The sequence below is a fragment of the Nitrosomonas sp. genome, assembly GCF_019635155.1.
Taxonomy (GTDB): Bacteria; Pseudomonadota; Gammaproteobacteria; order Burkholderiales; family Nitrosomonadaceae; genus Nitrosomonas.
In genome coordinates this window covers 72,132-85,586 of sequence record NZ_JAHBZY010000008.1, presented here as the reverse complement: position 1 = coordinate 85,586, position 13,455 = coordinate 72,132, and the positions used below count along the sequence as shown (strand labels likewise).

The 13,455-nt window shown below is 50.2% G+C and carries 8 protein-coding genes; 3 read left to right on the top strand and 5 right to left on the bottom strand.

Features of this window, described 5'->3' with window-relative positions:
- Window positions 1–38: 38 nt before the first annotated feature.
- From glgA to glgC, 5 genes are all read right to left on the bottom strand, one after another.
- Window positions 39–1,505, bottom strand: coding sequence for a glycogen synthase GlgA (gene glgA / locus KF839_RS07295; RefSeq protein ID WP_292917187.1), 1,467 nt, complete (start codon window positions 1,503–1,505; stop codon window positions 39–41).
- Between the two features lie 8 nt (window positions 1,506–1,513).
- Window positions 1,514–3,148, bottom strand: coding sequence for a glucose-6-phosphate isomerase (gene pgi, locus KF839_RS07290; protein WP_292917186.1), 1,635 nt, complete (start codon window positions 3,146–3,148; stop codon window positions 1,514–1,516).
- Window positions 3,149–3,202: 54 nt separating this feature from the next.
- Complete coding sequence (locus KF839_RS07285) at window positions 3,203–5,218, bottom strand: alpha-amylase/4-alpha-glucanotransferase domain-containing protein (RefSeq protein WP_292917185.1); 2,016 nt, start codon at window positions 5,216–5,218, stop codon at window positions 3,203–3,205.
- Window positions 5,219–5,441: 223 nt separating this feature from the next.
- Window positions 5,442–7,145 (bottom strand): glycoside hydrolase family 57 protein, encoded by a 1,704-nt coding sequence (locus tag KF839_RS07280; protein ID WP_292917184.1) that lies wholly within the window; start codon window positions 7,143–7,145, stop codon window positions 5,442–5,444.
- A gap of 117 nt (window positions 7,146–7,262) precedes the next feature.
- Window positions 7,263–8,576: a glucose-1-phosphate adenylyltransferase gene (glgC, locus tag KF839_RS07275; protein ID WP_292917183.1), complete on the bottom strand. Its 1,314-nt coding sequence runs from the start codon at window positions 8,574–8,576 to the stop codon at window positions 7,263–7,265.
- Between the two features lie 137 nt (window positions 8,577–8,713).
- Between glgC and glgB the strand changes: the two genes are divergently transcribed.
- From glgB to KF839_RS07260, 3 genes are read left to right on the top strand one after another with little or no spacing between them, the layout of a single operon-like run.
- Window positions 8,714–10,912 (top strand): 1,4-alpha-glucan branching protein GlgB, encoded by a 2,199-nt coding sequence (gene glgB / locus KF839_RS07270; protein WP_292917182.1) that lies wholly within the window; start codon window positions 8,714–8,716, stop codon window positions 10,910–10,912.
- Between the two features lie 4 nt (window positions 10,913–10,916).
- Window positions 10,917–11,495, top strand: a complete 579-nt coding sequence (locus KF839_RS07265) for a hypothetical protein (protein ID WP_292917181.1) — start codon at window positions 10,917–10,919, stop codon at window positions 11,493–11,495.
- Window positions 11,496–11,504: 9 nt separating this feature from the next.
- Complete coding sequence (locus KF839_RS07260; protein ID WP_292917180.1) at window positions 11,505–13,391, top strand: tetratricopeptide repeat protein; 1,887 nt, start codon at window positions 11,505–11,507, stop codon at window positions 13,389–13,391.
- The last annotated feature ends 64 nt before the right edge of the window (window positions 13,392–13,455 follow it).

Sequence of the window (13,455 nt, the reverse complement as noted above, 5' to 3'; positions counted from 1 at the left end):
CTGTTTTTTTTAGTTTAATCCTACCCGGTTTAATCGATTCAAAGCAATGACCGGTAGATTTCCAGATAAGCGGATGCGCTGGTTTGCCAGCTAAAATCCTTGGTCATGCCGTTTTTTTGTAAGTGCTGCCAGATTTTTTTGTCGCGATAAGCCGCGGTGGCGCGTTGTATCGCATTCAGCAGGTTATCCGCGGTCATGGTGTCGAACAGGAAGCCGCTGGCACTATTGTTGGCAAGCGTTTCCGGGATGCAATCGACTACGGTATCGACTAAGCCGCCAGTGGCATGCACGATCGGCGGAGTGCCGTAATGCTGGCTGTACATTTGATTCAGGCCGCACGGTTCGAAGCGCGATGGCATCAAAAAGCAATCGGCGCCGGCTTCGATTAAGTGCGATAAAGCTTCGTCATAGCCGATGCGAACGGCAATGCTGTCTGAATGATTGTGCGCCAGCATCACCAGAAGATGCTCAAGTTGTGCCTGATCGCTACCGAGCACGACCAGTTGCGCGGGTATTTTGATCAATTGTGGCGCGATCTGTATCAACAGATCGCTGCCTTTCTGGTAGCTCAAGCGGCTGATCATGCCAAACAGCGGGATATTCGCATCGACAGTTAATCCCATATGCTGCTGCAAAGCGGTTTTATTGATTGCTTTATCGGTAAGTTTTTTGCTGCTGTAGTTTTTTATCAGATGCGGATCGGATGCGGGATCCCATTCCCGGGTATCGATACCGTTGACGATACCGTTCAGTTGATCGCCACGCGCGGCGAGCAGGCCTTGCAGGCCGAATCCCAGGGGTTCCGCTTGGATTTCTTTGGCGTAATTGGGGCTGACCGTGGTGAGATGGTCGGCATAATAAAGGCCGGCTTTAAGAAACGACAAGTTACCGTAATATTCGACGCCGTGAATGTCGAAACTCTCGGGCGGCAAGCCTAATTGCACCACGGTTCCGGGCGGGAAACAGCCTTGAAACGCGAGATTATGGATGGTGATGATCGCCGCTGCTTTCTTGCCGTTGTGGAAATGCAGATAAGCGGGGGCGAGCCCGCTTTGCCAATCGTTGCAATGCGCAATATGCGGGCGCCAGGCGATCGGACTGGCATCGCTGGCCAGAATCGCACCGATTTTCGACAATAAGCCGAAGCGCAACGCATTATCCGGCCAATCGCGGCCGTACTCATCCATGTAAGGCCCGCCGTCACGGCAGTAGAGACCGGGGCAGTCGATCACGAATACCGGGATATGTTCCGCCTTGTTCAATGATAATCGCGCGGATAGCAACGAGGCCGGAGGGAAATGCGATAAGTTTGAAAATTCAGCGATCTTGGATTTGTATTTCACGCCGGCCAGTACTTGCGGATAACCCGGCAACAAAAGTCTGACATCGGTGTGCAGTGCGCGTAATGCCGCAGGCAATGCGGCGCTGACATCCCCCAGACCACCGGTTTTGCACAGTGGATAGACTTCCGGAGTAATGAACAATACGCGAAGTGATGGCGGCATGTGTAAGCTTATTGATTTGCCTTGAAATACTGAATCAAGCCATTGGTGGATGAATCATGCGATGTGACAGGGTTATCATCGGCCAATTCGCTGAGAATCTTTCCGGCCAATTGTTTACCCAGTTCCACACCCCACTGATCGAACGGATTGATGTTCCAGATGACGCTTTGCACAAACACTTTATGTTCGTACAACGCAATCAATGCACCCAGTGTTTGAGGATCAAGCTTTTTGAACAGAATCGACGTGGTTGGGCGGTTGCCTGGGAAAATCTTGTGTGGCAGCAATTGTTCAAGACTGGTACTGCTCATTCCTTGTTTTTGCAGTTCGCTGCGAACTTTCTGTCCGGTTTTTCCGGTCATGAGCGCTTCGGTTTGCGCGAAAAAGTTTGCCAGCAACATGCGATGATGATTGCCGACCGGGTATTGGCTTTGGCACGGCGCCAGAAAATCGGCGGAAACGATTTGCGTGCCTTGATGCAGTAATTGATAAAAGGCATGTTGACCGTTGGTTCCGGGCTCGCCCCAAACCACTGCGCCAGTGGCATAATCGACGACTTCACCGTCGCGCGTGATGCGCTTGCCGTTGCTTTCCATTTCCAGTTGCTGCAAATAAGCGGGAAAACGGTGCAGCGATTGGTCGTATGGCAACACCGCATGACTGGTGATGCCAAAGAAGTTAATGTGCCAGATGCCCAGTAGCCCGAGCATGACCGGCAGATTTTGCTGCAATGGCGTTGTGGCGAAGTGCCGGTCCATATCGCGCGCGCCGGCAAGCAGCGCATAGAAATGATCCATACCGGTAGTGAGTGCGATCGGCAAGCCGATCGCCGACCATAATGAGTAGCGTCCGCCGACCCAATCCCAAAATTCGAACATGTTATCCGGGTCGATGCCGAATTGCGTCACCGCAGTACGGTTGGTCGAGACGGCGGCAAAATGTTGCGCGATTGCTGATTCATTGCCGCCGTTAGCCAGAAACCATTGGCGCGCGGAGTGTGCATTGGTCAGTGTTTCCTGTGTGGTAAAGGTTTTCGAGGCGATAATGATCAATGTCGTTTCGGGATTCAGATGCCGCAACGTATCGGTCAATTGCGCACCATCGATATTGGAAATGAAGTGCGGCCTGATGCCGTTCACCCAATAGGGTTTCAACGCTTCGGTCACCATTACCGGCCCGAGATCCGAACCGCCGATACCGATATTGACGACATCGGTAAAGATCTTGCCGCTATAGCCCCGGCGTGCGCCGCTGTGAATCGCGGTGGTAAAACGCTCCATTTGGTTGAGCACGCGCTTGACATCCGGTAACACATCCACGCCTTCTAAAAAAACCGGTTGATCGCTGCGCAATGCGATATGCAAGGCGGCGCGGTGTTCGGTGGAATTGATTTTGTCGCCGGAAAACATGCGGGTAATCCAGTTCTGCAATTGTTGCTGCTGCGCCAAGGCCAGTAACAAATCAACGGTTTCCGCCGTAATCGGCTGTTTCGAATAATCGATTAAAATGTCTTTGAGATGCAGGGAGAAACTTTCAAAACGGGATGGATCGTCATGGAACAATTGGCGTAAATGCCGTGGCGCCATAACCGAATAATGCGCTTCGAGTGCAAGCCAGGCGGGTGAATGCGTAAGTACTGACATAAAGTATTTGTGTATCTGTGAATCGCGGCGTGTTAAAAATATTGCGGATGAATTTTATGATTTCGTATGTGTATTAATTTCCAGTGTAACGATCAATTCCGGCGCCGAGACCGGCCATTCAAGCAGCAACGTGACCGCTTGCATGATTTTTTCGAAACCGCTTTCCGACTGCGAGACTGAAAAATGCGGATGTGCGCGCAAAGTGACCGGATGGGACGTCATCAATGTGACACTGCCGCCCAAGGTATCGTCGTCGAGCATCAGCTCGGTTACGCCGGTTAGTTTCAGCAACTGGCCAAAACCCCCGGGAATTTTGCCTTGATAAACATACCGTCCCCCCATGCCATCGCAGCTTGGCATCGCCAGGTTGATTTCGGTGCTGAATGCGTGTGAAAACTTGGCGGTGAAACGATAGGTTACTTGTAACCGGTTATCGTCAAGTATGATCATCTTGTGAATCGGATAGGCGGTATTTTCCGATTGAAAGTGATTATTTTCAAGCGCGGAAGCTAATGAGCGATAGGCGACAAACATACCATCCAGACGATCGACAAACAAGCTGCGGGGATGATCGTCGGCACCGATGTCCGCGGCGCTGATCTCATGCTTATAACTGATCCGGTCATGCGCCGAAGCGATGCCGTTACCGCTATGGTTCGCAGCAGGAGGTCCACCGGGCTGGATTTTCTGGTGATAATGTTCCGCCTGGCTGCGCAATGTGTCGCCAAAATTGTGGTTTAACGGATAAAAATCCAATTCACAGATACTGGCGAAGTGATCCAGTTTCAATATCGCTTGCAAGATGCCATTTTGCAGATATGCCTCGTCAAAGCCGTCCAGATCAGTGTCTTCGGTATGATACGACGGGCGCTGGTCACGGTGATCCAGCAAAGCTTCCAGTTCCACGATGGCGTTGTAAACTGCGCGCCGCAGATGCGGCAGGTAGAGACCGCCGAATAAACCGTGCCAATAGGCATCGTTGGCTTGCGCTTCGTAGAGTTTCTGTTGCATTCGATGGGTGCGCTGTTTTTTCGGTAATGCCGCCAAGCGTGCGGAAAGCGCCAGCATGCGCTTATGCATCCAGTTGGATTCGGGGTAGCGGGAAAAGAAATTTTTCCAGATGCCGCCGCGTAAAAATGCTTTTTTGGGTCCATACCAATCACTGGTTTTTGCTTGCTGAACCAGTTCGGCGTAAGTACCGGCGGCATGTGCCGGCAGTGTCCACTCATTCATTTCGATGTACGATACCGTTGGTAAATAGATCACGCCACGGGTTTTTTCAGCGGCGTGATATTCGCTGTAATGCTGCGGTAGAATTTTTGGAGAAGCCAGCACGCCCTGAATGAAATGTTCCAACCAGCCTTTTTCATAGACCCATTGATAGGTTTCCGGCCAGATTCCGAATTTTTCGATATCATCGAAATAAATCGCCGCTACGGCGCCGCCGGCCGGAGATGCGTTTGTCAGTGATTCCAAGTAGGCAATGGTATCTTCAACCGGAGCAAATGGGATTTTATAACGGAGCGCCTCCGAGATCGGGAACAAATCCAGTTTGCGGCCTTCTTCTTCGGTGGTGAAGTAACCGTGCAGCTCATTGGAATCCTTTCCGGCGCACAGGAAGTGATAATCATCGACAATGACATAACGGATGCCGCAATCTGCCAGCGCCGGAACGACCGTCGATTCCCAGACACGTTCGGTTAACCAGGCACCTTGTGGTCGTTGCCCCAATTTTGCCGAAAGCTTCGTGGAAAATGTTTCGATCTGCCCGATGCGATCGCGATTCGGTATGACCGCTAACACCGGTTCGGTATCGCCTGCGCCGAATAATTCGACTTGGCGCCGTGACACCATTTCATGCAGCAGTGCCATGTCATCAGGAAAATTTTGCAGCAGATAATCCAGCAGCCAGCCGGAAAAATGCACCGAAAAACGAAAATCCGGATAGCGGTAAAGCACCTGGAAGAACGGCTTATAACAGCGCAGATGCGCATCCTTCAAGACTTCGGGGAAATTGCCGACCGGCTGGTGCGCGTGCACGCCAAAGAGCAATGAAACAGGTTGTGACATTCAGTAACTCCAGGTAATCATTAAGAAATCTCTGAAAAACTGTGTGCCCGGCCATGCTGCGTTGAAATCAGGCTAAAACGCTCTTTATCTTTCACAAACTGCGCGTTTTCGCTTGATTTTATCTTGCCTGGCATCGCTTATTCCCTTTTTAGAATTTTTCTGCGGGTCCATGCAGCCAAATATCTCGATATACGTGCTGAAATCCGCAATTACAATGCATTGGCTAGGAAGAGCGTCGCATTGCACCGCTGGTGTCGGTTTGTACATTGCCTTTACTGATCGGCTCAAGAATTGCCGGGGGTATTGGCAGTTTCAGCAGGTGATAGAGATTCATCAAATTTTTTCTGAATAATTGATCGAAACTGGCGACCGAATGTGCAGGATTGTAATCTCCAAACCACCAGAACCAATCGGAACTTTCGCACGATGCTAATTGCCGGCTGGCTTGTTTCTTTTTCTCTTCGGTCAACCGGTCGCTTTGCATCACCAGATCATAACTTTGCTTGGCTGCGCAGAGCATATCCCATGCGTTATTTTTTTCCCGGTCGCCAATCCAGGTGGAAAACGTTCCATACACCCAGCTACCCGCTGCCAACGCCGGTAACGTTTTAATATTACGGGTATTGTCGGGATTGGCAAGATAATCACGGTACGTGGTGGTGCGGATATAAGGGTGGTTGTCGAGTAATCCGTAGAGATCTTCGAGAAAGTAAAAGCCGTTGTACGGGTAGGATTCCCAAGCGTTTTCTCCATCCAATATGACGCTGACCACCGGATTTTCATCAGCCGGGGTGTGATGATAGATTCGCTCCAAGGATTGAATGAAATTTTCCGCGGCATCGCGCCCAAACCATTTGGCATATTCAAAACCGATCAAATCCGACAGTTGATCGTCGCGGAAAAAACAAGCCACGGATTCGGTTTCCCCGGCAATCCGGTATGGCCGGTACAAATAATGATCGCGATCCGGTAACGGCGCATCCGGATAAGAAGCGCGCAGGCTATTCGCCAAGACGCCTTCGCCGCTGGCGCTCCATTGGCATTGATGCTCGCACAGAATTTTCAGCAACGCCGTCGAGATCGCACCTTCCGCCGGCCAGACACCGATCGGTTTTTCATTGAAACGCCGGGTATGCGTGGTGATTGCCGACGATATGTGAAATGCTACGCGGCTACGGCCACCGGAATAACATGGATGCTCGGGCAGCTCGATATCAGGCTGGCTATCCCGCGCCGAAGAAAAATCGATCAGCAGTGGCGCCAATGGGTGATAATGCGGCGTGGTGGATAATTCGATTTGTCCGGTTTCCATGAGTTTGCGGTAACGTGGAATCAGATCACTTATAAGCTCACCGATCGACTTGAATAACAATAAGCGATCTTCGTAACTAAACCCCTGGCTTTGCGCCATCAAACGCATCATGAATTCATTATTGCGCCGGACGCTCTCGCCCATCCATGCAAGGTGATACCAAACCAGCAGATCGCCGAGATATTGACCGGAAAAGTAAGCCAACTCGCATTCACCGTGCTTGCTGAACACTTCATAAAGCTCGTGTAAGCGTTTATAAGCCGGATAAGGATTCAGCATCGTTGAGTGATTGCTGAGAAAGCAGCTATCGAATACGTATAATCGATCTTGCATGGTGATTTGATCGAGATCGGGCATCGCCAGCAGACGCAATAGCGGACAACGTATTTCCCCGGTCTGAAACTGTTCGCTGAAATCCTCGAGCTGATCCAGCAGAACGGGCACAAAATTAACAACCGCTTTGGTTTGAGGATGCATTTCCAGGTGATAAGCCATGTCGGTATAGTCTTTGATGGCATGCAGATATACCCACGGCAATACGAATTCGTTGGTGACATAATCCCTGTAATCCGGCTGGTGCATATGCCATAACAGGATGAGATTCAGTTGTTTCATAAAAAAATGACGCTGCCCATTGAAATTTATTATTTTTATCGGATTGATTACGTGATGGGTGACGCCGATTCCTGAATGAATCTTCCCGGAAATTCCGGTCACCCATCATTGCATTTATTAATAAGCCTTATGGATTTCCTGCCCCAGCATCTCCGGCGTAATTAATGTGACACCTTTTCCGGTCACATGGAATCGCTTGCGATCGGTTTCCGGATCGAACCCCGCGACCAAACCTTCCGGGATATTGCATTTTTTCTCAATCACCACCCGCCGCAACTTTGCGTGCCTGCCGATGACGACATCGGGAAGAATGACCGAATCTTCAATGTTACTGTAACTGTTGACTTTGACATTGGAAAACAGCAACGAGCGGCGAATTGTCGCGCCGCTGATAATGCAGCCGCCCGATACCGAGGAATCCAGCGCTTGACCGCGGCGATCGTCGTCATCGAACACGAATTTGGCGGGTGGTAATTGTTCTTGATGCGTCCAGATCGGCCAATCGGCATCGTATAAGTTGAGCTCCGGCGTGACGCTGACCAAGTCGACGTTCGCCTCCCAGTAAGCATCGATGGTGCCGACATCGCGCCAGTAGGGAATCCCGGAGGCCATATTGATGCAACTGTTTTGAAATCGGTGCGCGAACACACGATAACGGGGCACTAGGTAAGGTATGATGTCCTTGCCGAAATCATGAGAAGAGTTCAGGATTTGATGGTCGCGTATCAATTGCTCATAAAGAAAACCGGCGTTAAATACATAAATTCCCATGCTGACCAGCGCTTTATCCGGCTGGCCGGGAATGGCCGCGGGATGCGCCGGTTTCTCGGCGAAAGTCGTAATTTGCCAAGCTTCATTGACACCCATGACACCAAAAGCCTTCGCTTCCTCCAGCGGAACCTCGAGACAGGCAACCGTCATATCCGCGCGTTTTTCTATATGCTCAGCCAGCAGCTTGCTGTAATTCATCTTATAAATGTGATCGCCGCCCAGAATCAACACATAATTCGCGTTATGGCGCTGCATGATGTCGACGTTTTGAAAAACCGCATCGGCCGTGCCTTGGTACCAGGTTTCATCGGCGGTGCGCTGTTGCGCTGGCAGTAATTCGACGAATTCCTTGAAACGGCCGTCGAGGAAACTCCATCCATGCTGGATATGACGGATCAAACTCTGGGCTTTGTATTGCGTAACCACGCCGATGCGGCGCACACCGGAATTGACGCAATTCGATAGCGGAAAATCGATAATACGGAATTTGCCCCCAAATGGCACTGCCGGTTTGGCGCGCCAATCCGTCAGTTGATGCAAGCGGCTGCCGCGACCGCCAGCCAGTATCAATGCCAGCGTATCATGAGCAGCATGGTTATGAGCGCTGACCTTATACTCGGTTTGGGACTCATCGACTGAGGAGCTTTGCTGACTATCCATAGCAATAATACCTGTTCGGACTCACCGTTATATGGTATCGCATTTAGAGCTTCCTCAGCTATCTGTTTTATTTTAATTATCCATTGCGCCGAAACAGTCAGGCTATAATTCCCGATATTTGAACTACATCAAGCATCGTGAAAATCGCGCATAAAACTCATTCGTTACACGCCGCATTGCTGCAAGGGCGGCTTCATGATCCTTTCAGTTACCTGGGGCTGCATCGCGAGCACGGGGTTACGGTGGTTCGTGTATTCCGTCCTTATGACGCTCATGTCTGGATCAAAACAGCGATCGGCTTCGAGCCGATGCATCGCATGGATGCCGAAGGAATTTTTGAATGGTCCGGTGAATTGATGCCGGCTATGCCTTATCGTTTACGCATCGAGCAAGAGAAAGATAAGCCGATCGTCTCTGAAACGTACGATCCATATGCTTTTGCGCCGCAAATATCCGATCATGACTTGTATCTGCTCAACGAAGGCAAGCTATGGCAGGCGTATCGAACGCTCGGAGCGCATCAGGTAATCAATGCCGGTGTGACCGGGATACGTTTCGCGGTGTGGGCGCCCAACGCCGAGCGGGTGAGTGTGGTCGGTGATTTCAACCGCTGGGATGGCCGCGTGCATCCGATGAGGGTGCATCATGCCAGCGGCGTCTGGGAATTGTTTATTCCGGAACTGCCGCCGGATTCGCTGTACAAATTTGAGATTCGTAACCGCAGCAGCGGCAGGATTCTGATTAAAACCGATCCATACGCCCGCCGTTTCGAATTGCGCCCGCAAACAGCGGCGCTGACATCCGCCGATAATACGTATACCTGGCAAGATGCGGCATGGATGACGCAGCGCAATCACTGGGATTGGCTGCATGCGCCGCTGAATATATTCGAACTGCATGCCGGTTCGTGGAAGCGCCATCCCGACGGGCGCTTTTATTCTTACCGGGAACTGGCCGAGCATTTGCTGCCTTACGTTCTCGATATGGGGTACACCCACATCGAATTACTACCGGTTTCCGAACACCCGCTGGACGAATCATGGGGTTACCAGACTACCGGTTATTTTGCCGTGACCAGCCGCTACGGTACCCCCGATGATTTTCGTTTTTTTGTCGATGCCTGCCATCAAACGGGAATCGGCGTGATTCTGGATTGGGTGCCCGCGCATTTTCCGCAAGATCGTTTCGCATTGGCGCGGTTCGACGGCACGGCCTTATACGAACACGAAGATCCGCGTCTCGGTTTTCACCAGGATTGGGGTACGTATATTTTCAACTATGGCCGTAACGAGGTGAAGTCATTCCTGCTTTCCAGCGCGAATTATTGGTTGGCCGAGTTTCATCTGGACGGCTTGCGCGTCGATGCGGTGGCGTCGATGCTGTATCTCGATTATTCGCGCAAGGAAGGCGAATGGCTGCCGAATCAATACGGCGGGCGGGAGAATCTGGCGGCCATTGATTTTCTGCGCGAACTCAATGTGATGATACATGCGGAATTTCCCGGCGCATTGACGCTCGCGGAAGAATCCACCGCCTGGCCGGGTGTGTCGCGGCCAACATATACCGGCGGGCTGGGTTTTTCGATGAAATGGAACATGGGTTGGATGCACGACACCCTGTCGTACCTGCAGCAAGACCCGATTTTCCGCCGCTATCATCACGACCAACTGACGTTCAGCCAGTTATACGCTTATTCCGAAAACTTCGTGCTGCCGTTCTCGCACGACGAAGTGGTGCACGGCAAAGGCTCGCTGCTCAACAAAATGCCGGGCGACGATTGGCAGAAATTCGCCAACGTGCGATTGCTGCTGACGTATCAAATGACCTCGCCGGGGAAGAAACTCAATTTCATGGGCAACGAATTCGCGCAGCAGCGTGAATGGCGCGTCAACGGCGAACTCGACTGGGGATTGCTGCAACAGCCGCTGCATGCCGGCGTGCAAGCGGCGGCGCGCGATTTGAACCATTGCTATAAAAATATCCCGGCGCTGCATCAACTTGACTTCGCCACCGAAGGTTTTCAATGGATCGACTGTCAGGATGTCGAACAATCGGTCATCAGCTACCTGCGGCGCGCCAAAGACGGCTCGTTCGTACTGATCGTGCTCAACTTTACGCCAGTACCACGCATCGGCTATCGCATCGGCGTACCCGGCAGCGGTGCCTATCAGGAAATTTTCAACAGCGATTCGGCATATTACGGCGGCGGCAATCTCGGCAACTTAGGCAGTATCGCCAGCGCCCCCATGCCATGGATGGGATTTTCCGACTCGATCGCGATTACGTTGCCGCCGCTGGCGGGGGTGGTGTTTGCTTTGAAAGATAAAGTTGATTAATGTGATGAAAAAAATAAATATTTTTATGGCGTCATCGAAAGAACTTCTATCCGAGCGAGAATATTTCGAGCGGGAAATCTATCGGAAGTGCAAGGTTTGGTTTGAGCGGGACATATTTTTGCATCTCGATATTTGGGAAGACCTTTCCGCGCGGATGTTAGTGACCGGTTCGCAAAGCCAATATAATCAGTTTGTGCGAGCAGCTGATCTGTTCGTGCTGCTGGCCTACACCAAAGTCGGCATGTATACGGCTGAGGAGTTTGATGCTGCTTTTGGACAATTTCGGTCGATGCAGAAACCATTTATTTTTACATACTTCAAAGCACCCGATGGTGTGATTATGGATCATAGTCTTACCGCATTTCAACAGAAACTCAGCGAGCTGAAGCATTTCTACGGCACTTTTCGAGATCAGAGCGATCTTTGGCTGCAATTCAATAAGGAGTTGGATAGACTGGAAATGGACGGATTTTCGGAATTTAAACGCAATGATGTCAATCGTGGCAGCCGTACAATTACCCAAGGCGAAAAGAGTGTTTATATCGAAAAATCGGTAAACGATGTCAAGATAAAAATTCAGTAAATTTCAACGATGGAAGAAATTAGACGATCGACGGAGCAAGGAAGCAAATCGGTCTATGCCGAACAGGGTGATATCTATGTTACCTATGCGAATGAATGCCGTATCCCGCATGCATTGACTTCGCCTCCCTTTCTACCCGAAGTCTTCCTGGGGCGTCTGGAAGACTTGCGGTGTATCCACGAGAAGCTTTTTTCTCTTAAAGACAATTTATTATTGCTGGTCAATGGCCATGGGGGTATCGGTAAGACTGCCATCGCTGCCAAGTATTATCATACTTATCATCATGAATACACTCATGTGGCGTGGGTATTGAGTGAAAAAAGCATTGCCAGTGCGCTGTTGCTACTTGCTATGCCGCTTGGCCTACAATTTGATGAGCAACAAGATAGTGAACAACGTCTTGACAAGTTATTCGCCGCTCTGATGAATCTGGACAAACCTTGCTTGCTGATTGTCGACAATGCGAACGAACTGACTGATCTAGAGAGCAATTATCAGCGCTTGCGGCGTTGTAGCAATTTTCATCTGTTGCTGACTACGCGTGTCACGCATCTGGAACATGCTGAAATTTTTCCGGTTGGTGCGTTGACAGAGAAAGAATCTCTTACATTGTTTGAAAAATATTACCGCTGTCTTGATGATATCGAACTATCGCTTTTCTTGCGTATCCGTGAAGCAGTTAACGGCAATACGCTGGTGCTTGAATTGCTCGCCAAGAACCTGGCTGCGCATGATAATTTTCTTCGAAAGCAATATAGTCTTATGCAGTTATTGAATGATTTGCAGCAACGGGGATTGTTCAAACTCAGTCATTCGAAAGCGATCGGTACAGACTATCAGAGCAAAGGAGCTATGCGTAAGGAAACGCCGGAAGTCATTCTGGCCGCAATGTACGATCTGAGCGAGCTACCTTTGGAGGAAGTGGCTTTACTTTCTATTTTTGCAGTGCTGCCAGCGGAAAGCATTGGTTTTACGGTGCTTGAATCGCTGCTGCCGAATGCTTCGGCGCTCCCCGATTCTTTGCTTTCGGTCTCCCAGAGAGGCTGGATAGAACACAACGCGAGTAATGGGACTTTTAAATGTAGCCCGGTGGTGCAGGAAGTGGTGCGGGAGAAAAATCTCAACTTATACGCGAACTGTGCATCACTGGTGAACAAACTGATTGAGAAATTGGACTATGAAGGTACGCATATCACGGGTGCGAGCTACTATGATGCGGTTATGTACACTCGCTTTGCCGAAGCGATCGTGGCGATTTTTGAATCGACGCCGGATGCTCGATTGGGCATTCTGTGCGAGCGCATCGGGAGCTACCACAGCATTACCGGTGATTTAGTGCAGAGTTTGATTTTTTTTGAACGCTACACAGCGATTGTTCGGAAACTGTTAAACACGGCGCTGGAGGATTCAGGTTTGAAAAACGGATTGGCGATTTCGTACTCAAAACTGGGTGATACGCACACTGCGCTGGGCAATCTGGAACAGGCGTTGACTTTCTTTGAAGATGAGACCAAATTGTTTGAAGAACTCTACGCGGCGTATCCACAAAATGTGTCGTTCAAAAACGGATTGGCGATTTCGTACGAGAAACTGGGCTCAACGCACACTGCGCTGGGCAATCTGGAACAGGCGTTGACTTTCTTTGAGAAAGATATTGAGTTGTCGAAAGAACTCTACGCGGCGTATCCACAAAATGTGTCGTTCAAAAACGGATTGGCGATTTCATATATTCAACTCGGGTGGCTTTATGAGGAAAAGCTTCAGAGTCAGGATCTCTCAAATGAATTTTATACTCAATCGAAGCAATTGCTGTTGGAACTGGTAAATTGCTATCCTGCCTATGTGGAGTTCAGAAAAAATCTGGATTGGGTGAATCGCAAACTACCAAATGTGTAAGATCGCAGCCTCTGTAAGCTGATACGTAATATTCATAGCTTTTATAGTTTTACAGAAATCTATA

Coding starts and splice junctions, on each gene's coding strand:
- glgA (WP_292917187.1), bottom strand. CDS start 1,505: ATGCCGCCATCACTTCGCGTATTGTTCATTACTCCGGAAGTCTATCCA.
- pgi (WP_292917186.1), bottom strand. CDS start 3,148: ATGTCAGTACTTACGCATTCACCCGCCTGGCTTGCACTCGAAGCGCAT.
- KF839_RS07285 (WP_292917185.1), bottom strand. CDS start 5,218: ATGTCACAACCTGTTTCATTGCTCTTTGGCGTGCACGCGCACCAGCCG.
- KF839_RS07280 (WP_292917184.1), bottom strand. CDS start 7,145: ATGAAACAACTGAATCTCATCCTGTTATGGCATATGCACCAGCCGGAT.
- glgC (WP_292917183.1), bottom strand. CDS start 8,576: ATGGATAGTCAGCAAAGCTCCTCAGTCGATGAGTCCCAAACCGAGTAT.
- KF839_RS07265 (WP_292917181.1), top strand. CDS start 10,917: ATGAAAAAAATAAATATTTTTATGGCGTCATCGAAAGAACTTCTATCC.
- KF839_RS07260 (WP_292917180.1), top strand. CDS start 11,505: ATGGAAGAAATTAGACGATCGACGGAGCAAGGAAGCAAATCGGTCTAT.